The organism is Burkholderia sp. KCJ3K979 (assembly GCF_016759955.1).
Classification (GTDB): domain Bacteria; phylum Pseudomonadota; class Gammaproteobacteria; order Burkholderiales; family Burkholderiaceae; genus Burkholderia; species Burkholderia orbicola.
In genome coordinates, this window is the sequence record NZ_JACFYV010000022.1 from 20,254 (window position 1) to 41,263 (window position 21,010).

General features: G+C 66.5%; 11 protein-coding genes. 7 read left to right on the forward strand and 4 right to left on the reverse strand.

Annotated elements, in window-relative coordinates; all coding sequences use genetic code 11:
• Positions 1-195 precede the first annotated feature (195 nt).
• From H3O04_RS08060 to H3O04_RS08075, 4 genes are all read left to right on the forward strand, one after another.
• Positions 196-1,452 (forward strand): efflux RND transporter periplasmic adaptor subunit, encoded by a 1,257-nt coding sequence (locus H3O04_RS08060; RefSeq protein WP_202587490.1) that lies wholly within the window; start codon positions 196-198, stop codon positions 1,450-1,452.
• Positions 1,453-1,464: 12 nt separating this feature from the next.
• A complete protein-coding gene (locus tag H3O04_RS08065) occupies positions 1,465-4,662 on the forward strand; it encodes an efflux RND transporter permease subunit (protein WP_202587478.1) in 3,198 nt (1,065 codons plus the stop codon).
• Positions 4,659-6,086 carry an efflux transporter outer membrane subunit gene (locus tag H3O04_RS08070; protein WP_202587479.1) on the forward strand — a complete coding sequence of 476 codons (1,428 nt, stop codon included), beginning with the start codon at positions 4,659-4,661 and terminating at the stop codon, positions 6,084-6,086. Before H3O04_RS08065 ends, H3O04_RS08070 begins: the two co-directional genes overlap by 4 nt.
• A 309-nt stretch (positions 6,087-6,395) precedes the next feature.
• A complete protein-coding gene (locus tag H3O04_RS08075; protein ID WP_202587480.1) occupies positions 6,396-7,130 on the forward strand; it encodes an ABC transporter substrate-binding protein in 735 nt (244 codons plus the stop codon).
• Between the two features lie 53 nt (positions 7,131-7,183).
• Here the strand turns inward: H3O04_RS08075 and H3O04_RS08080 are convergent, their stop codons facing one another.
• A complete protein-coding gene (locus H3O04_RS08080; RefSeq protein ID WP_202587481.1) occupies positions 7,184-8,443 on the reverse strand; it encodes an aminotransferase class V-fold PLP-dependent enzyme in 1,260 nt (419 codons plus the stop codon).
• Positions 8,444-8,496: 53 nt separating this feature from the next.
• Positions 8,497-9,825, reverse strand: coding sequence for a glutamate/aspartate:proton symporter GltP (gene gltP / locus H3O04_RS08085; RefSeq protein WP_011549155.1), 1,329 nt, complete (start codon positions 9,823-9,825; stop codon positions 8,497-8,499).
• 176 nt (positions 9,826-10,001) lie between these two features.
• Between gltP and H3O04_RS08090 the strand changes: the two genes are divergently transcribed.
• The 3 genes from H3O04_RS08090 (at position 10,002) to H3O04_RS08100 (ending at position 13,491) form a co-directional block, all read left to right on the forward strand.
• Complete coding sequence (locus H3O04_RS08090; RefSeq protein WP_027809824.1) at positions 10,002-10,919, forward strand: LysR family transcriptional regulator; 918 nt, start codon at positions 10,002-10,004, stop codon at positions 10,917-10,919.
• Between the two features lie 309 nt (positions 10,920-11,228).
• Entirely contained in the window at positions 11,229-12,536 is a 1,308-nt protein-coding gene (locus tag H3O04_RS08095; RefSeq protein ID WP_023475159.1) for a dicarboxylate/amino acid:cation symporter, read from the forward strand.
• Positions 12,537-12,549: 13 nt separating this feature from the next.
• The gene (locus tag H3O04_RS08100) at positions 12,550-13,491 is read left to right on the forward strand and encodes an amino acid ABC transporter substrate-binding protein (RefSeq protein WP_105798168.1); all 942 of its coding nucleotides are present in this window, start codon (positions 12,550-12,552) and stop codon (positions 13,489-13,491) included.
• An 89-nt stretch (positions 13,492-13,580) separates the two neighbouring features.
• Here the strand turns inward: H3O04_RS08100 and uvrA are convergent, their stop codons facing one another.
• Both uvrA and H3O04_RS08110 read right to left on the reverse strand, forming a co-directional pair.
• Positions 13,581-19,475, reverse strand: a complete 5,895-nt coding sequence (uvrA, locus tag H3O04_RS08105; RefSeq protein ID WP_202587482.1) for an excinuclease ABC subunit UvrA — start codon at positions 19,473-19,475, stop codon at positions 13,581-13,583.
• A gap of 312 nt (positions 19,476-19,787) precedes the next feature.
• A complete protein-coding gene (locus H3O04_RS08110) occupies positions 19,788-20,990 on the reverse strand; it encodes an alpha/beta hydrolase family protein (protein ID WP_011549160.1) in 1,203 nt (400 codons plus the stop codon).
• Positions 20,991-21,010 lie beyond the last annotated feature (20 nt).

The following is a 21,010-nucleotide window of genomic DNA, read 5'->3' on the forward strand; positions in this document are numbered from 1 at the left end:
CGTACACCGAAAGCCCGCTTCTCCTTTCCCTGTCGGGGCGCTTCACTGAACAGTAAGTTTCCGTAAGCACAAAAAAATGCGCCATCGGTAGCGTTACGCCTTGTCCAGCACCGGTACCGCCGAGGTACCCCTGAAGTGTCCGGTGCCGTCCCGTTCTCGCATCGCGCGACATCGCGATGTCCAAACAGGCCCAAGATGAAGACGCCCATTCTCCCGAACCACGCGCACCACCCCATGACGTGCAGGCCGCGCCAGCTGTTTGCCGCACTCTCGATACTTGCGATAGTCGGAACCGCCGGCTGCAACAGGCAAACCGGCGCACCGCCCGGCGGCTTCGCCGCGCAGACCGCACAGGTGGGCGTGCTCTCGCTCGCGCCGCAGCGCATCGTCGAAACCACCGAACTCTCCGGCCGCCTTTCCTCGCAGAAGGTCTCCGACGTGCGACCGCAGGTGAGCGGCATCATCCTCAAGCGCCTGTTCATGGAAGGCGGCGACGTGAAGGCGGGCCAGGTGCTCTACCAGATCGATCCGGCCACCTACCAGGCTGCCTACGACCAGGCGCGCGGCACGCTGGAAAACGCCCGCGCCACGCTGGCCTCCGCGAAGACGAAAGCGGACCGCTTCACCGAACTCGTGAAGATCAACGCCGTGAGCAAGCAGGACTACGACGACGCCGTCGCCGCGGTTCGCGAAAACGCCGCGAGCGTCACGGCCGACGAGGCGGCGCTCGAATCCGCGCGCGTGAACCTCGAATACACGCACGTGCGTGCGCCCATCTCCGGACGCATTGGCGCATCGACCGTGACGGAAGGCGCGCTCGTCACCTCGAACCAGACCACCGCGCTCGCCACCATCCAGGCGTTCGACCAGATGTACCTCGACGTCACGCGCCCCAGCACGGAATGGCTGAGGCTTCGCAAGGCCTTCGCTTCCGGGCGCCTGAAGAAGACGGGCAGCGACAGCGCCGCCGTCACGCTCGTGATGGAAGACGGCACCGAATACGCCCACCCCGGCGCGCTGCAGTTCTCCGGCGTCACGGTGGACGCCACCACGGGTTCGGTCACGCTGCGCAGCACGTTCCCGAACCCCGAACGCGAATTGCTGCCCGGCATGTTCGTGCGCGCCCGCCTGGAAGAAGGCGAGAACGACAACGCGATACTCGTGCCGCAGATGGCCGTGACGCGTGCGTCAGACGGCAAGGCGAGCGTCTACGTCGTGGATGCGGCCGGCAACGCGCGGCAGGTGCAAGTCACGGCCGACAACGCATTCCGGGACCAATGGATCGTGACCTCAGGCCTGCACACCGGCGACCGCGTGATCGTGAACGGCCTGCAGAGCGTGCATGCGGGCGCGCCGGTCAAGGTGGCGGCCGATACGCCGCAGACGCAGGCGAACGCGGCATCCGCGGCACCCGCGACGGACACGGCCTCGACCGTGTCGGCACAACGCTAGGCGGAGAACGGCATGGCAGAGTTCTTCATCAAGCGTCCCATTCTCGCGTGGGTCATGGCCATCGTCATCATGCTGGTGGGCGCGGCGGCGGTCACGAGTCTTCCCGTCGCGCAGTACCCCACCATCGCGCCGCCCTCGGTGCAGGTGACGGCCACTTACCCCGGCGCCTCCGCCGACACCGTCGCGGCAACCGTGACGCAGGTGATCGAGCAGAAGCTGAGCGGCATCGACAACGTGCTGTACATGTCGTCCACGAGCAGTTCCGCCGGGCAGGCCACCATCACGCTGACGTTCAATCCCGGCACGAATCCCGACATCGCGCAGGTGCAGGTGCAGAACAAGGTGACGCAGGCCACGCCTACCCTGCCCCAAACGGTGCAGGAGCAAGGGGTGCAGGTCGCGAAGGCGTCGACGAGCTTCCTCATGATCGTCGCGCTCTCGTCGCCGGGCGGCACCTGGAATTCGGTGGATCTCGGCAACATCATCGCGACCCGGATCGAAGATCCGCTCGCGCAGTTGAACGGCGTGGGCGACGTGACGCTGTTCGGCGCGCAGCACGCGATGCGCATCTGGCTCAACCCGGTGAAGCTGCACAGCTTCGGACTCACGCCCTCCGACGTGACCACGGCCATCACGAACCAGAACGTCGAGCTTTCCACGGGGCAGGTCGGCGGCTCGCCGGCAACGGATTCGCAGGCCATCAACGCGACCATCCGCTCGTCGAGTCTGCTGACGACCGCCGACCAGTTCGCCGGCATCCTGCTGCGCGTGAACAGCGACGGCTCGCGCGTGCTGCTGAAGGACGTGGCGCGCGTGGAGGTGGGCGGCGACAGCTACGACACCTCGTCGCGCCTGAACGGCAAGCCGGCATCCGCGCTCGCCATCAAGCTCGCCACCGGCGCCAACGCGCTGGACGCAGCCAACGCCGTGCGCGCAAAGCTCGCCGAGATCCAGCTGCAATTGCCGAAGGACGTCGCGATCAGTTATCCGTACGACACCACGCCGTTCGTTCGCATCTCGATCGAAGAGGTCGTGAAGACGCTGTTCGAAGCGGTCGTACTGGTCTTCCTCGTGATGTACCTGTTCCTTCAGAACGTGCGCGCCACGCTGATTCCGACCATCGTGGTGCCCGTTGCGCTGCTCGGCACGTTCGGTGTGATGTCGATGATCGGCTTTTCGATCAACGTCCTCTCGATGTTCGCGATGGTGCTCGCCATCGGCCTGCTCGTGGACGACGCCATCGTGGTGGTGGAAAACGTCGAGCGCATCATGAGCGAGGAGAAGCTCGGCCCGAAGGAAGCCACGCACAAGGCGATGGGGCAGATTACCGGCGCCCTGGTCGGCGTGACCACCGTGCTCACCGCCGTCTTCATTCCGATGGCGTTCTTCGCGGGCTCCACGGGCGCGATCTACCGGCAGTTCTCCATCACCATCGTCTCGGCGATGCTGCTGTCGGTCATGCTCGCGCTTACGCTCACGCCGGCGCTGTGCGCCACGCTGCTCAAGCGCGCCGACGTGGAGCACCACGAAAAGCGCGGCTTCTTCGGCTGGTTCAACCGGTGGTTCGCCAAGAGCAATGCGGGCTACAGTTCCTCGCTCGCACGCGTGGTCGCGCGACCCGCGCGTTACATGCTTCTCTACGGCGCGATCGCCGGCGTCGTGGCGCTGCTCTACGTCACGTTGCCCTCCTCGTTCCTGCCTGACGAAGACCAGGGCTACTTCATCGTGTCGATCAGCGCGCCCGCGGGCACGCCGGCCTCGCGTACGCTGAAGACGGTGGAGGCCGTGGAGCAGTACGTGCTGAAAGACGAGCCGGGCGTCAAGCAGGTCATCGCCATCAACGGCTTCAGCTTCAACGGCCAGGGGCAGAACAACGCCATCGCGTTCGTGACGCTCAAGGACTGGAGCCTGCGCGGTTCGCGCGACAGCGCGCCGGCCATCATCGCGCGCGCCAGCCAGCATTTCGCCGGCAATCGCGACGCGCGCATCTTCGTGCTGAATCCGCCCGCCATTCAGGAACTGGGTACGCAAAGCGGCCTCGACTTCGAGATAGAAGACCGCGGCGGCGCAGGCCACGACAAGCTGCTCGCGGTGCGCAACCAGTTTCTCGGCATGGCGTCGAAGGAACCGACGCTCGCGATGGTGCGCCCGTCCGGCCTTGAAGACACGCCGCAGTTGCAGGTGGACATCGACCGCGAAAAAGCCAACGCGCTGGGGCTTTCCATCTCCGACGTCAACGACACGCTGCAGACCGCGTTCGGTTCGTCCTACGTGAACAACTACATCGACACGGGGCGCGTGCAGAAAGTCTATGTGCAGTCGGACGCGCCGTATCGCATGATGCCTGCCGACCTCGGCGACTGGTATGTGAAGGCAGGCAGCAGTTCGTCGGGTTCGTCGTCCTCGTCGTCCTCGAGCACCACCACGAGCACGACAGGCTACGACGCCACGATGGTGCCCTTCTCGTCGTTCGCAAAGAGCCACTGGACGTTCGGGCCGCCACAGATCGAGCGCTACAACCGGCAGCTCGCCGCGGGCATGTCGGCCGCCACGCGGCCCGGCGTGAGCACCGGCGAGGCGATGACGGCAGTCGAACAGCTTGCGCGCAAACTACCGCCCGGCTTCGCCGTGGAATGGACGGGCCAGTCGTATCAGGAGAAGCAGGCCGGCTCGCAAGCCACGGTGCTCTATGCGATCTCGCTCGTCGTCGTGTTCCTGTGCCTTGCGGGCCTCTACGAAAGCTGGTCGATTCCGCTTGCGGTGCTGCTCGTCGTGCCGCTCGGTGTGCTCGGCGCGTTACTGGCCGCTCACGGGCGCGGGCTTTCGAACGACATCTATTTCAAGGTGGGGCTGCTGGCCACTATCGGTCTGTCCACGAAGAACGCCATCTTGATCGTCGAGTTCGCGAAGGATCTGCAGGCGCACGGGCACAGCCTCGTGGACGCCGTACTCGAAGCCGCCCACATGCGGCTGCGCCCCATTCTCATGACTTCGCTCGCGTTCGTGTTCGGCGTGCTGCCGCTCGTCATCAGTACGGGGGCCGGCGCCGGCGCACGCCACGCCATCGGCACGGGCGTGACGGGCGGCATGATCGCGGCCACGGTGCTCGCCATCTTCTTCGTACCGGTCTTCTTCGTCGTGGTGCGCAGACTGTTCAACGAACACGGTCACACCACGGACTCCGCCGACATCAACGAGGGCAACGCATGAAACGCACACTGATCGCCCTTGTTTGCACGGGCGTGCTGGCAGGCTGCACGCTGGACCCGACGTACCAAAGGCCGGCTGCACCGGTCGACGACACCTGGTCCACCGTGCCCGCGCTGGCGCAGCCGAAGGCCGCGCAGAGCACGGCTGCGGCACCGCCGGGAGCCGACCTTGGCTGGCGCGATTTCTTCAAGGATCCGCGACTGCAAAAGCTGATCGAACTCGCGCTCGCGAACAACCGCGACATGCGCGTGGCCGCGCTCAACGTCGCGCAGTACGAAGCGCAGTACCGCATTGCGCGCGCCAACGTCGGACCGGCCATCAACGCATCCGGCTCGGTCACGCGCGAACGCGTGGCTGGCTCCACGAGCGCATACAGTTCGAGCAGCGCGAGCGTGGGCCTCACATCGTGGGAAATCGACTTCTTCGGCCGCCTGCGCAGCCTCAAGCGTCAGGCGCTGGAGCAGTACCTCGCCACGGACGCCGCGCGCACCAGCACGCAGATCAGCCTGATCGCGACCGTCGCCACCGACTATCTGCAACTGCGCTCCGACGAGACGTCGTTGCAGATCGCGCAGAACACCGTGGATGCGGACCAGCGCACCTACGACCTCACGGTGAGCATGATGAAAATGGGCAGCGCGTCGCTGCAGGACGTGCGCCAGGCCGAAAATTCGCTGGCGAGCGCGCGGTCGAGTCTCGCCTCGTACACGCGTGCGGTCGCGCAGGACCGCAACAACCTGGTGGCCGAAATCGGTGCACCGCTGCCCGACGATCTGCCGCAAGGCCCTTCGTTGATGGCAAGCGAGAACACGTTCGCGGACATCGGCGAAGGCGTGCCGTCGGACTTGCTCGCGCGCCGGCCTGACATCGTCGAAGCCGAGCACACGCTGAAGGCCGCCAACGCCAACATCGGCGCCGCGCGCGCCGCGTTCTTTCCGAAGATCGAGCTGACGGCTTCCGCGGGCACCACGAGCGGCAGCCTCTCGAACCTGTTCAAGGCGGGCACGGGGGCGTGGACGTTTGCGCCGTCCATTTCGGTGCCCATCTTCGACTTCGGCTACAACCGCGCCACGCTGGACGTGGCGAAGGTCGAGAAGGACATCGACATCGCCAACTACGAAAAGGCCATCCAGACGGCGTTCAAGGAAGTGTCGAACGCACTCGCGGGACGCACCACGTACGTCACCCAGGTAGCCGCGGACCGCGACTACGTCAACTCCGCGCAGCAGTACTACGACCTCGCGCAGGCACGCTACCGCAGCGGCACCGACAGCTTCCTGACCCTGCTGGACGCGCAGCGCACGCTCTACGCCGCGCAACAGCAACTGGTCACGGACATGCTCGCCAAGCAGTCCAATCTCATCACGCTGTACAAAGTGCTGGGCGGCGGCTGGCGGGAAACGAGCGCGGTGGCGCAGCGGTAGCCTCCGTACGCCCGTGAACGACGCGTTTTCCCACATCACGGGCGTCTTGCTATCGATGCGTCGTTCCCCCGCGACGGGCTGCTGGAAACAGCCGTGCGCACGAAAGACCAGCGTACGGAGGCGTCGCCGGCCCTGTCGCTGATCACCGATGCACTGCGCCATCGACGCTGGCGCAGCGTCTCCCGCTCTATCGCGCACCGGCACGCCGGGCGACACGCTCCATCCAACGTCCGGGTGATAAGCTCGGCATCGACGCGCCGTCGCGCATCCCGTCACCCGACCAACCCTACGCCTCCCGCGAGTCCGCCCATGCCCATCGCTCCTGCTGTCGTCTCCGCCTTCACGCCCACCGGCAAGCTTCGCGCATCGATCAACCTCGGCAACCCGATCCTCGCGAACCGCGACCCGGCAACGGGCGAACCATTCGGCGTATCGATCGACCTCGCCCGTGCCTTCGCCGAGCGCCTGTCGGCCGATCTGGAGCTCGTCGTGTTCGACGCCGCCGGCAAATCGGTGCAGGCGCTGACCGACGAGCGCGCCGATTTCGGCTTCTTCGCGGTCGATCCGCTGCGCGGCGAAACGGTCGCGTTCACCGCGCCGTACGTGCTGATCGAAGGCTTCTATCTCGTGCCGGATGCATCGCCGATCCGCACCAACGCGGACGTCGACCAGCTGCACAACCGCGTGGCCGTCGGCAAGGGCAGCGCGTACGACCTGTTCCTCACCCGCGAACTGAAGGCCGCGCAGATCGTGCGTGCGCCGACGTCGCAAGCCGTCGTGCCGACGTTCGTCGAGCAGCAGCTGGAAGTGGCGGCCGGCGTGAAGCAGCAGCTCGAAACCGACGCCGCGAAAACGCCCGGCCTGCGCCTGCTCGACGAGCGCTTCATGGTGATTCGGCAGGCGATGGGCGTGCCGAAGAGTCGCGGCGACGCGGCCGCCGCGGCACTGGCCGCGTTCGTCGAGGACATGAAGGCGTCGGGCTTCGTCGCCGATTCGCTGCGCCGGCACGGCATCACGGGCGCATCGGTCGCGCCGGCGGGCTGATCGATAACCGCGCCGAAACCGGTACGGCCCGGACAATCGGGCCGTGTCGCCGATCAGCGCTGTGCCGCGAGCGCTTCGGTGATCGCGAGGAATCGCGCGATATCGTCCGGCGCATGACAATGGAGCGGCGAGATCCGCACCGCGCCGGCGAGCCCGAACGATTTCAGCATCCGGCCCGAGTACAGGCTCGACGCGACGCGCTCATAGACGATCACACCGTGCTTCTCGTATTCCCGCACCGCCTGCGTCGGTTCGAGATGCGCGAAGCCGATCCCGACGATCAGGTCGCGCTGCGTCAGGTCGTCATGATCCCAGTAGACGTCGACGCCGTCGATCGCGCGCAAGCCGTCGAGCAACGCGGCGAGCAGCGCGCGTTCATGCAGCTCGATCCGGTGCATACCCTCGACGAACAGCGTGCGCCGGTCGTCGGAATCGGTGAAATACCGGCCGATCCACGCCACGTAATCGACAATCGACGATACGACCGCAAATTGCGCGGGCGCCGGGCTGCCGAGTTCCCATACGCCGTTTTCCTTCGCGGCGAGCCGGTGATGCGGCAGCGCGGCCGCACGCTCGGACAGCCACGACATGCCCGAGCCGCGGCATCCGAAAAACTTGTACGGCGCGAAGTTGATCCCGTCGACCGGCGTGCGCTGCAGGTCGATGACCCCGTGCGGCGCATGCTGGACCGCGTCGACGACGATGAACAGATCGGGCTTCTTCTCTCTCGCCCGCGCGACGATCGTCTCGATGTCGAATTTCGCACCGGAGATGTTCGACGCCGCCATCACGCTGAGCAGCGCGGTATCGGCGTCGACCAGCGCCACGATCGCGTCGACGTCCACGCCGCCGGTCACCGGATTGCTCGGCGCGATGCGCAGCGTCTTGCCGGTCCGTTCCGCGTAAACCGTCATTGCATCGTAGGACGACGGGTGCTCGAGCACGGTCGTCACCGCGTTGGTGCCCGGCACGTTCTCCATGATCGCGCGCACCATGTCGAACATCGCGCCCGATGCGGTCAGCGACGCATACACGGTGCCGCCCTGCGCGTTCAGGATCGTGCGGACGTCGTCCTCGCCGCGCGACTGGATCGCCTGCAGATCGAGCGCCCGCGCATGGATACGCTCCGGGCAATCGGGCAGCGCATCGACCCGCGCGTACGCGTCGACTGCCGCCTTCAACCGGAACGACCCGCCCGCGTTGTCGAAGAACAACCGCTCGCGGCCGTCGACGTCGCGATCGACGTGATGAAAGCGCGACTTGATCTGCTGCATCAACGCGTCGGGAAAAAGTGCGCCACGGGGACTGCTCATCTTCGATGCTCCTGTTTGCTTCGGAATGTTGTGCGGTGCGTGCATGGCGGCGTTCAGCCGCGCAGCGATTCGACGTACGCGCGGCCCTTCTCCGCGTCGTACCGGCCTTCCCATTTCGCGATGACGAGCGGCGCCAGCGCATTGCCGACGACGTTCAGCGCGGTGCGGCCCATGTCCATGATCCGGTCGACGCCGGCAATGAACGCGAGCCCTTCGAGCGGCAATCCCGCGCTCGCGAGCGTCGCGAGCATGATCACGAACATGAAGCCCGGCACGCCGGCGGCGCCCTTCGACGTGACGACCATGGTCAGCGTCAGCAGCACCTGCTGCTGCCAGCCGAGGTGCACGCCATACAGCTGCGCGACGAACAGCGTGCCGATGCCGAGATAGATCGACGCGCCGTCGAGGTTGAACGTGTAGCCGGTCGGCACCACGAACGTCGTGATGCTCTTCGGCACGCCGTAGTCCTCCATCTTCTTCATCAGTTGCGGCAGCACGGTCGCCGAACTGCAGGTCGAGAACGCGATGATCAGTTCGTCCTTGATCACGCGCAGCAGTGTCAGGATGCGGAACCCGAACAGCCGCGCGGTCACGCCGAGCACGGCGATCGCGAACAGCAGGATCGCGAAGTAAGTGACGGCGACGAGTTTCAGCAGCGGCAGCAGCGATCCGAAGCCGAAACTTGAAACGGTCACCGCGATCAGCGCGCACACGCCGACCGGCGCATAGCGCATCACCATGTTCGTCACCTTGAACATCGCGTCGGCGACGCCCTTGAGCATCGCGAGCACCGGCTTGCGATGTTCTTCCGGCACCGACTGCAGCCCGAGCCCGAACAGCAGCGAGAAAAAGATCACCGGCAGCAGGTCGCCCTTGGCCATCGACGCGACGATGTTGTCCGGGATGATGCCGAGCACCAGCGCCATCAGCCCGTGGTGCGCCTGCTGCACCTGTTGCGTGGTCTGCTGGTAACGGGAAATGTCGGTGTGCCCGAGTTGCGACATGTCGGTGCCGACGCCTGGCTGCAGCACGTTGCCGATCACGAGCCCGAGCACGATCGCGATCGTCGTGATCACCTCGAAATAGAGCAGCGTCTTGATGCCGAGGCGTCCGAGCGACTTGCCGTCGCCCACGCCGGCGATGCCGATCACCATGCTCGTGAATACGATCGGCACGACGATCATCCGCACCAGCTTGATGAAGATGTCGCCGGCCGGCTGCAGCAACCCGGACACGGCCGTGTCGCGCAGTTGCGGAAACCGGTTCAGCACGAGCCCGGTCGCGATGCCGATGACGAGGCCAATGACGATCTGCCACGCGAGCCCGACGCGCGGCTTGCGGGCCGCGCCGACGACGGGCGGGGAGTCGATGACGGTGTCCATGCAATCTCCAGAGAATGGGGGTTCGATTGAACGCTGGGTGCGATGCGGCGCGTTTTCTGATGAACGCACTCGCCATGCGACGCAACGGGAGCACCTTAAACAGCCTAAATATGTAAAAAAAGCGATTTTTTGACATGAGAACATATCGCTTTTCTTCATCTATCGAGTGACACGCGATGCTGACGTTCAAGCAGATGGAAGCGCTGTACTGGATCGTGCAGCTCGGCTCGTTCGACGCGGCCGCGACGCGCCTGAACACGACGCAGTCGGCCGTATCGAAGCGCATCCAGGAGCTCGAACGCGCGTTCGACCTCACCGTGTTCGATCGCGCACATCGCAGCGCGCGGCTCACCGACAAGGGCGCGGAGCTGTTCGACCATGCGAAGGCATTGCTCGAACAGCGCGACCGCGTGGTCGAGCGGATGAGTTCGAAGGAAGCGCTGGTGCGGCATGTCCGGATCGGCGTGACCGAACTGACCGCGCTGACGTGGCTGCCGCGCCTGATCGCGGCGATCCAGGCCGCCTATCCGCGCGTGCACGTGGAGGCCGAGGTGGACCTGACCGCGACGCTGCGCGACCGGCTCGCGGCCGACACGATCGATCTGATCGTGGTCCCGCAGATTCATGCGACGGACGCGTTCACGGCGACGGTGGTCGGCGAGGTCGACAACGCGTGGATGTGCGCGGCCGGATTCATGCCGACGTCCCGGGCCGCCCTTGCGTTGACGGAGATCGCGCGGTTTCCGCTGATCCTGCAGGGGAACCTGTCGGGCACCGGGCATCTGTACACGCGCTTTCTGCAGGAACACGGCGTCGCGACTCAGCGCGTGCTGTCGAGCAACAGCCTGCTCGCGCAGATCGGCCTGACGCTGTCGGGCCTCGGCATCAGCTATCTGCCGAAGGCGTGCGTCGCGCACCTCGTCGCTTGCGACGCGCTGGAGATCGTGCGCACGCAGCCGGCGCTGCCGCCGGTTCGCTACGTCGCGCTGCACCGGGCCGAACGCGCTCAATCGCTGACCGCCGAGATCGTCCGGCTCGCGGAGCAAGCGTGCGATTTCAGCACGAGCCTGCTGGACCCGCGGGCGCACGACTAGCGCCTGTTCACAGTGGCGCGGCATCCCGGCACCGCAACATCGTCGGTGGTGCAGAACAGTGGCGAAATGGCGCAGCGCAGGTTACCGCCATCCGGCGTCCGTCGAACAGGCAATGTGCTGCGTCGCACCAATCCTCACCCGGTTGCGCCGGCGCACGGGCACGCCGCGCCCCCCCACCATCACCGTCGCCCCATCGGCCATGATCCGGCGCTAGCGCAAACCCGAACCCGGTTGCACTGTTCATCGCGATTCTGGTCCTGTATCGTCCTTTCATTCCCGATTGCGAAACCGCTGCATGGGAGGCTTACGATGCGAAAAAAGAATGCTGCAGCCGTCTGGATCCTGGTCGCGATGGCGGCAGGCATCGCGATCGGCTACATGGTCTTCACGAGCTTTCCGGACAAGAAGGCCGCCGCCGAAGTCGCCGGCTACATCTCGCTCGTCTCCGACGTATTTCTGCGCCTGATCAAGATGGTGATCGGGCCGCTCGTCTTCTCCACGCTGGTCGTCGGCATCGCACACATGGGCGACGCGGCCTCGGTCGGGCGCGTATTCGCGAAATCGATCACCTGGTTCATCACCGCGTCGCTGGTCTCGCTGCTGCTCGGGCTGCTGATGGCGAACCTGCTGCGGCCCGGCGACAATCTCGGCCTGCCGCTGCCGGACATCGGCGCATCGGCGAACCTCGCGACATCCAAGTTCACGCTGAAGGATTTCGTCGGCCACATGGTGCCGAGGTCGTTCGCCGAGGCGATGGCGAACAACGAAATCCTGCAGATCGTCGTGTTCTCGATGTTCTTCGGCGTCGCGCTCGCCGCGCTCGGCGAGCGCGGCAAGATCCTCATCGCCGCGATCGACCAGCTGTCGCACGTGATGCTGAAGATCACCGGCTACGTGATGAAGCTCGCGCCGCTCGCGGTGATGGCCGCGATGGCCGCGACCGTCGCGGTCAACGGGCTATCGGTACTGCTGAAGTTCGCGGTGTTCATGGGCGACTTCTACGTCAGCCTGTTCCTGCTCTGGGCGTTGCTCGTGTGTGCGGGGCTGGTGTTCCTCGGGCCGCGGGTGTTCAAGCTGCTGGTGCTGATCAAGGAAGCGTTCATGCTGTCGTTCGCGACGGCCAGCTCCGAAGCCGCGTACCCGAAGATCCTCGACGCGCTCGACCGCTTCGGCGTGAAACGCAAGATCTCGAGCTTCGTGATGCCGATGGGCTATTCGTTCAACCTCGACGGCTCGATGATGTACTGCACGTTCGCGTCGCTGTTCATCGCACAAGCGTACAACATGCACCTGTCGCTCGGCACGCAGATCACGATGCTGCTGGTGCTGATGCTCACGTCGAAGGGAATGGCCGGCGTGCCGCGTGCTTCGCTCGTCGTGATCGCGGCCACGCTGCACCAGTTCGGGCTGCCGGAGGCCGGGCTGCTGCTGATTCTCGGCGTCGACACGTTCCTCGACATGGGCCGCTCGGCCACCAATGCGGTGGGCAATTCGATCGCGAGCGCGGTGGTCGCGAAATGGGAAGGCCAGCTCCTGCCGGAAGCGGAAGCCGAAGCCAACGCGGCGCGCATCGAAGCGGAACAGGAAGCGACGATCGCACATCCGACGGAAGTCTGACGGAGGCCCGGCGATGAAGATGCAGCGATTCTGGCGTGCGCTCGCGCTCGCGGGCCTGCTTGCGACGGGCGCGGCCGCGCGTGCGGACGACGCGCCGTCGACGCCGCCGCGCGTCGAGCCGTTCGCGCCGGCCCAACTGACCGGCACGCTCGCGAAGGTGCGCGGCAGCGGCACGATTGCGCTCGGCTATCGCGACGCGTCGATCCCGTTTTCGTACCTGAATGCGCGCAACCAGCCGATCGGCTATTCGATCGAGCTGTGCAAGGCGCTCGTGGCGTCGATCGAGGATGCGATCAACCAGAGCCTGACGATCCGCTGGGTGCCGGTCACGTCCGACAACCGCATCGACGCGGTGGTCAGCGGCAAGGTCGATCTGGAATGCGGCTCCACGACCAGCAACCTCGAGCGCCAGAAACGCGTGGCGTTCTCGCCGATCTTCTTCGTGGCCGGCACGAAGGTGATGGTGAAACGCGGCGCGCCGATCCGCTCGTTCCGCGATCTCGCGGGCAAGAAAGTCGCGGTGACGGCCGGCACGACCAACGAGAAGGCGCTGCGCGACCTGAATGACAAGTTCCGGCTCGGGGTCCAGCTACACGTGGTACCGGACCATGCGCAAGGCTTCGCGCTCGTCGCGAACGGCAGCGCCGACGCGTTCGCGACGGACGACGTGCTGCTGTACGGCCTGATCGCCGAGAATGCGAGCAAGGGCGGCCAGTACGACGTGGTGGGCGATTTTCTATCCTACGACCCGTACGGCATCATGTTCCGCAAGGACGATCCGCAACTCGCGCAGATCGTGAAAAGCACGTTCCAGGAGTTGGCCGCCGACGGCGAGATCGCACGTCAGTACAAGCGCTGGTTCCTGCGCCCGCTTCCGTCCGGCTTGAGTCTGAACCTGCCGATGAGCCCGCAACTGGAGACCATCATCGAGGCGATCGGCGTCAACGCGAATTGAGCGCGGCGCCATCGTCGACATGAAGGACGAAACGAGAACGGCCCCGATGCCTCACCAGGCATCGGGGCCGCTCGCCGGATGCGACGCGTTCAGCCGACTCGCGCCGCGCCCTGCTGCTCCACTTCGGCGTCTTCGCTGGCCGTTCGGGCCAGCACCGGCTTCAGCGCTTGCCCGGTATGGCTGGCCTTCACCTGCACGAGCCCTTCCGGCGGCGCCGCCGCGACGATCGTGCCGCCGCCCACGCCGCCTTCGGGCCCGAGATCGATGATCCAGTCGGCTTCCGCGATCACGTCGAGATCGTGCTCGATCACGACGACGCTATGCCCGGCATCCACCAGCCGGTGCAGCACGCGGATCAGCTTCGCGACATCGGCCATATGCAGGCCGACCGTCGGCTCGTCGAGCACGTACAGCGTGTGCGGCGCCTTCTGGCCGCGCCGCATGATGTCGTCGCGCACCTTCGTCAGCTCGGTGACGAGCTTGATGCGCTGCGCCTCGCCGCCGGACAGCGTCGGCGACGGCTGGCCGAGCGTCAGATAGCCGAGCCCGACGTCCTTCATCAGCTGCAGCGGATGCGCGATGTTCGAGATCGGCGCGAAAAACTCGACCGCCTCGTCGATCTCCATCGTCAGCACGTCGCCGATGTTCCGGCCGCGCCACGTGACGGCGAGCGTTTCCGGATTGAAGCGCTGCCCGTGGCACACGTCGCACGGCACCTTCACGTCCGGCAGGAAGCTCATGCCGATCGTGCGCACGCCTTGCCCTTCGCACGCGGGGCAGCGCCCGTCGCCGGTATTGAACGAGAAACGCGACGCCGTATAGCCGCGTGCGCGCGCTTCGAGCGTATCAGCGAACAGCTTGCGGATCGTGTCCCACACGCCGATATAGGTGGCCGGGCACGAACGCGGCGTCTTGCCGATCGGCGTCTGGTCGACTTCGAGCACGCGATCGATCTGCTCCCAGCCGCTCAGCGACTCGCAGCCTTGCCACGCATGCGTGACGTTCAGCGACGGCCGCGGTGCGCTGCGCGCGAGCACGCTCGAACGACGGTTGGCGGCCGGCGCGTCCTGCTGCGCGGCCTTGCGCGCACGCCGCGTGGCGGGCGACGACAGTACCGAGCGGCCGACCGCATCCAGCAGGTTCGTCATCAGCACGTCGCGCGCGAGCGTCGACTTGCCCGAACCGCTGACGCCGGTGACCGCGACGAGCCGCGCGAGCGGAATGCCGACCGTGACGTCGCGCAGGTTGTGCAGCCGCGCGCCATGCACGGTCAGCCAGGCTTCCGGCACGGCTTCACCGCCCTTCTTGCCCGGCAGGCTCACGCTGCGGCGGGGTTGCAACGGGTGCGTCATCGGCTGCGCGAGCAGGCGCCCCGTCACCGAATCGGCCTGCGCGGCGAGATCGGCCACCGCGCCTTGCGCGACCAGCGTGCCGCCGCGCTTGCCGGCGCCCGGGCCGACGTCGATGATGTGATCCGCGCGGCGGATCGTGTCCTCGTCATGCTCGACGACGACGAGCGTATTGCCCTTGTCGCCGAGCTTGCGCAATGCATCCAGCAGGATCTGGTTGTCGCGCGGATGCAGGCCGATGGTCGGCTCGTCGAGCACGTAGCACACGCCCTGCAGGTTGCTGCCGAGCTGCGCGGCCAGCCGGATGCGCTGCGCTTCGCCGCCCGACAGGCTCGGCGCCGCGCGGTCGAGGCTCAGGTAGCCGAGCCCGACTTCCTCGAGAAACGCGAGGCGGCTACCGATCTCGCTGACGATGTCGCGCGCGATCTGCGCGTCGCGCCCGGTGAGTTCCAGCGCGTCGATCCAGCGGCGCGTGTCCGACACCGTCCACTGCGCGACCTCGACGATCGGATGCGCATCGAACGTGACCGCGCGTGCGGACGGATTCAGCCGCGTGCCGTGGCAATCCGGGCACGGCTCGTTGCCGACGCCTTCCGGCTCCTGTTCGTCCGACGGCAGCGTCTGTTCGCGGCCGCGATCGTCGCCGGCGAGCACCGTGTCGTCGTACGCGGCGCGCTGCTCGCGGGTGAGCGTGACGCCGGTGCCGACACAAGTCGTGCACCAGCCGTGCTTGCTGTTGTACGAGAACATCCTCGGGTCGAGTTCCGGATAGCTCGTGCCGCATACCGGGCACGCGCGCTTCACCGACAGCACCTTGACCGCGCCGACCTGCGCGGTCGAATGATCGTTCTGCATCGCGTGATGCAGCCCGTCGAGCGGCGCGAGCAGGTGCATCACGCCCTTGCCGAGCTCGAGCGTCTCGTCGAGCCTGCGCCGCAACTCGGCCTCGTTGTCCGGCGACACGACGATATCGGCCACCGGCAATTCGATCGTGTGTTCACGGAACCGGTCGAGCTTCGGCCACGGATCGACCGTGACGAACTCGCCGTCGACGCGCAGATGCGTGCTGCCGCGCGCCTTCGCCCACTTCGCGAGATCGGTATAGACGCCCTTGCGATTGACGACGAGCGGCGCGAGCAGCCCGACGTGCTCGCCGCGATGATCGCGCAGCAATTGCGCGGTGATCGATTCGACGGATTGCGACGTGACCGGCGTGCCGTCGTGGATGCAATGCTGCAGGCCGAGCTTCACATACAGCAGCCGCAGGAAATGCCACACTTCGGACGTGGTCGCGACCGTGCTCTTGCGCCCGCCGCGCGACAGCCGCTGCTCGATCGCGACGGTCGGCGGGATGCCGTACACCGCGTCGACCTCGGGGCGGCCGGCCGGCTGCACGATCGAGCGCGCATACGCGTTCAGCGATTCGAGGTAGCGGCGCTGGCCTTCGTGGAACAGGATGTCGAACGCGAGCGTCGACTTGCCGGAACCCGACACGCCGGTGATCACGTTGAACTTGCCGTGCGGGATGTCGACGTCGAGCGACTTCAGGTTGTGCTCGCGCGCGTTGACGATCCGCACGACGTCCTCGCCTTCGATCGCACGGCGCGCGCGCGCCGCGTTCAGCACGGCCTGCAGCGGCACGCCTTCGTCGGCACCCGCGGCTGCGCCCTCCATCTCGCGGTCGTACTGCAGCAGCGCCACGCCGGTATGCGATTCGGCGCAGGCCTTCACGTCGTCGGGCGTGCCCGCGCACAGCACCAGGCCGCCGCCGTCGCCGCCTTCCGGACCGAGATCGATCAGCCAGTCGGCCGCGCGGATCACGTCGAGATTGTGCTCGATCACGATCAGCGAATGGCCGGCCGCGAGCAGCTTGCCGAACGCCTGCATCAGCTTCGCGATGTCGTCGAAGTGCAGCCCGGTGGTCGGCTCGTCGAACATGAACAGCTTCGCGCGGGCGATGCGCGCCTCTTCCGTCGCGACCCGGCGCCCGTTGGCCGCCGCCGCGGATTCGGCGAGGAAGCCGGCGAGCTTCAGGCGCTGCGCTTCGCCGCCCGACAGCGTCGGCACCGGCTGGCCGAGCTTCACGTATTCGAGGCCGACGTCGACGATCGGCTGCAGCACGCGCAGCACCTCGGCATCGGTCGCGAAGAACGCGGCCGCCTCGCTGACGGTGAGATCGAGCACATCGGCGATGTTCAGCGCGCGGCCGTCGCGCTCGATGCGCACTTCGAGAATCTCGGCGCGGTAGCGGCTGCCGTCGCAATCCGGGCAACGCAGGTAGACGTCGCTCAGGAACTGCATTTCGATGTGTTCGAAGCCCGAGCCGCCGCAGGTCGGGCAACGGCCGTCGCCCGAGTTGAAGCTGAACGTGCCGGCGCCGTAGCCGCGTTGCAGCGCGAGCGGCGCCTTCGCGAACAGCTTGCGGATTTCGTCGAACGCGCCGACGTAGCTCGCCGGGTTCGAGCGCGTGGTCTTGCCGATCGGCGACTGGTCGACGAACACGACGTCGCCGACCTGGTCGGCGCCCGTGAGGCTGCGGAACGCGCCCGGCGATTCGGTCGCCTTGCCGTGATGGCGCGCCATCGCCGGATACAGCACGTCCTGCAGCAGCGTGGATTTGCCGGAGCCGGATACGCCCGTCACGCACACGAGCCGCTGCAGCGGGATCTCGACCGTGACGTCGCGCAGGTTGTGCTCGGTCGCGCCTTCGAGCACGATGCGCGGCGTGTTCGCGTCGACCACGCGGCGCGCCCAGTTCGACGCATGCGCGACCTGCTTGCGGCCGCCGAGATACTCGCCCGTCAGCGTGCGCGCCGAACGGATGTCGCCGGGCGTGCCGTCGTACACGATCGTGCCGCCGCGTTCGCCCGGGCCGGGGCCCATGTCGATCAATCGATCGGCCGCGAGCATCACCGACGGATCGTGCTCGACCACGACCAGCGTGTTGCCCGCGTCGCGCAGCCGCTGCATCGCCTCGACGATCCGCGTGAGATCGCGCGGATGCAGCCCGATGCTCGGTTCGTCGAGCACGAACAGGGTTTTCGTGAGCGACGTGCCGAGCGCCGTCGTCAGGTTGATCCGCTGCACCTCGCCGCCCGACAGCGTGCGGCTTTGCCGGTCGAGCGTCAGGTAGCCGAGCCCGACGTCGCACAGGTATTTCAGGCGCGTGCGCACCTCGGCCAGCAGCAGCTTCAATGCGTCGTCGAGCAGCGCGCTCGGCAGCACGATGTCGTCGAAGAAGCGGCGGATGCGCTCGATCGGCAGCAGCATCAGATCGTGCACGGTCAGGCCCGGCAGCGCTTCGAGCTGCGCGCGGCTCCAGTCGACGCCGCGCGGCATGAAGCGGTCGGCCGGCGCGAGCACGGCGTCGGCATTCTCTTTCGAGCCGAGCCGCCATTGCAGCGACTCCGTCTTCAGGCGCGCGCCGCCACACACGTCGCACGGCGTGTAGCTGCGGTATTTCGACAGCAGCACGCGAATGTGCATCTTGTACGCTTTCGATTCGAGGTAGCCGAAGAAGCGCTTCACGCCGTACCACTGGCTCTGCCACTTGCCGTTCCAGTCCGGCGAACCGTTGACGACCCAGTCGCGCTCGGCGTCCGTCAGCTCGGACCACGCCACGTCGCGCCGGATGCCGGCCTTCGCCGCATAGCGCATCAGGTCGTCCTGGCACTCTTTCCACGCGGGCGTCTGCATCGGCTTGATCGCGCCGCCGCGCAGCGTCTTGCGCGCGTCGGGAATCACGAGGCCGAGATCGACGCCGATCACGCGGCCGAAGCCGCGGCAGGTTTCGCACGCGCCGTACGCCGAGTTGAACGAGAACAGCGCCGCCTGCGGCTCCGCGTAGCGCAGGTCGCTGTCGGGATCGTGGAGCCCGGTGGAAAAGCGCCAGATCAACGGCTCGGCCGTTGCGTTTTCCGCGTCCGCGGCCAGCACGTACATGTTCACGCGACCGCCGCCGCGCTTCAGCGACGCCTCGATCGCCTCCACCACCCGCGCCTTGTCGGCCTGCTGCACGCGAAAGCGGTCGGCCACCACGTCGAGCATCTTGCGCGGCCCGGTGGGCGACGCGACCTCGCGCTGCGCCTGCACGCGCGTGTAGCCGCTCGCCGACAGCCACTGCGCGATTTCCTCGTCGGACACCGCCTCCGGCAATTCGACCGGAAACGTGACGACGACGCGCGGATCGTCCGCCTGCGTGCGCGCGACGAGTTCCGCGTAGATCGTCTCCGGCGTGTCGTGCCGCACCTGCCGCGCGGTCTTGCGGTCGAACAGCTCGGCCGCGCGCGCGTACAGCAGCTTCAGGTGGTCGTTCAGCTCGGTCATCGTGCCGACGGTCGACCGCGAACTCCGAACCGGGTTGGTCTGGTCGATTGCGATCGCGGGCGGCACGCCGTCGACGCGCTCGACCTGCGGGCGATCCATCCGGTCGAGGAACTGCCGCGCGTACGCGCTGAAGGTTTCGACGTAGCGCCGCTGGCCTTCCGCGTACAGCGTGTCGAACACGAGACTCGACTTGCCGGAGCCCGACGGGCCGGTCACGACCGTCATTTCACCGGTACGCAGGTCGAGATCGAGATTCTTGAGGTTGTGCTGACGTGCTCCGCGAATGCGGATCAGATTGCTGGATGACAATTTGCCTGCCCGTCTGAATGAGTTAGCCGGAATTCACGGTGCCGGAACGCTGCGGCGGATGCCCGCAGGCGCGGCGCACGTGCCGCAAGGGTTGGACCTGTGCGGCTCGAGTTCGACGGGTACTATACTGTATATTCATACAGTTTTCCATGACGACCCTGCGGGCTTCATGGGCAGGCGGCCGGGAGGAGTCGACTCCATCGGTCGCCCCTCGCGGGGGATCGATGATTCGACCGCCGTTTCGCGGTCCAAGCACGGCGGCGCACGTCGATTCGAAACGGCTCCCGCCACCTCCTGCCTCGACAGCGCGGCTTACGTTTCCACGTGTATCGCGCCCAGTTCCCGGTACGTCTCGGCAATCCAGTCGGCGATATAGTCGCGAACGTTCGTCACGTTGTCCGCGCTGCAGTGCTCGACGCCCCCTTCCGCCGCGGTGAAGAATTTCAACTCGCGCTTCGGGCTGTTCACCGCACCCTGATACTGCTGGATCGCGTATTCCCGCGGGATTTGCCGATCGGCGTCACCATGGACGATCAGGAACGGAACCGTGACTTCGTCGATGACGGGGGCCAGCGTGATCCGTTCCGAGAAGACCATGAATTCTTCAAGCGTGGCCTTGCCCCATACCCATCGGACATGATCCCAGTAATGCGGAACCGGGTTGTCGCCCTCCCGCGCGAGGCGGCGCCGCTGCAGCTCACCCCAGTTGAAGTTCGCGCCCCACGCGACACACAGCCGGAAGCGCTTGTCGATCGCGACCGCGCGCGGTGCGTAGTACCCGCCGAGCGACCACGCGCACATGCCGAGCATCCGACTGTCGACGTCGGTACGCTGCGCCAGGTAGTCGGCGACGGCCCCCGCCCACACTTCCGACTCGATCAATGCGGTCAAGCCGCTCACACGCAGCGCTTCGCCGGTGCCCGGTTGATCGATCGCGAGACTCGAAATGTTGCGCGCCGCGAGTGCCTGCTGCACACCGCTGCCGTAAATCGTCTCCTTGAAACTGTCGAGTCCGTTGGCGAACACCACGCACGGCGCGGCTGCCGATGCGTCGCCGCGCGCCGCAACGAACACGCCGGCGAGCGAGGCGCCGCGATACGGTATTTCGACCCGCTCGCAATTTTTCTCGTGAAGCTCGGCGAATCGGGCGAAACAACGCAGCGCCTTCGCATAGGCAGCCTTGCGGGGCTCGAATGACGGATGGGTCATCCGCTCGCCCGTCAGGTAGTACACCGCGGCGCGGCCGAATTTCGCCCCGGCGCTCAATCGCCGGCCCGCAGCCAGATCCGCTTCCGCCAGCGCACGAAGACGGTCGCCCAGATCGCACCAGGACAGAAAGAAGGCTTCGGTTGCACCGTCGTCGCTTCGTGTCGACGCGGCAACCAGCGAACGGCAAACCGCGTCGATCTCGCCGCTGTTTCCGCCCGACGCCAGCGCGATATTGACGGACAGATTCCATACATAGTTGGTGGGGAAATATTCGACCATTGTTTGCCCGGCGGGATTCGACCGCATCCCGCGTAACGTGACGACAC

Coding starts and splice junctions, on each gene's coding strand:
- H3O04_RS08060 (WP_202587490.1), top strand. CDS start 196: ATGAAGACGCCCATTCTCCCGAACCACGCGCACCACCCCATGACGTGC.
- H3O04_RS08065 (WP_202587478.1), top strand. CDS start 1,465: ATGGCAGAGTTCTTCATCAAGCGTCCCATTCTCGCGTGGGTCATGGCC.
- H3O04_RS08070 (WP_202587479.1), top strand. CDS start 4,659: ATGAAACGCACACTGATCGCCCTTGTTTGCACGGGCGTGCTGGCAGGC.
- H3O04_RS08075 (WP_202587480.1), top strand. CDS start 6,396: ATGCCCATCGCTCCTGCTGTCGTCTCCGCCTTCACGCCCACCGGCAAG.
- H3O04_RS08080 (WP_202587481.1), bottom strand. CDS start 8,443: ATGAGCAGTCCCCGTGGCGCACTTTTTCCCGACGCGTTGATGCAGCAG.
- gltP (WP_011549155.1), bottom strand. CDS start 9,825: ATGGACACCGTCATCGACTCCCCGCCCGTCGTCGGCGCGGCCCGCAAG.
- H3O04_RS08090 (WP_027809824.1), top strand. CDS start 10,002: ATGCTGACGTTCAAGCAGATGGAAGCGCTGTACTGGATCGTGCAGCTC.
- H3O04_RS08095 (WP_023475159.1), top strand. CDS start 11,229: ATGCGAAAAAAGAATGCTGCAGCCGTCTGGATCCTGGTCGCGATGGCG.
- H3O04_RS08100 (WP_105798168.1), top strand. CDS start 12,550: ATGAAGATGCAGCGATTCTGGCGTGCGCTCGCGCTCGCGGGCCTGCTT.
- H3O04_RS08110 (WP_011549160.1), bottom strand. CDS start 20,990: ATGCGGTCGAATCCCGCCGGGCAAACAATGGTCGAATATTTCCCCACC.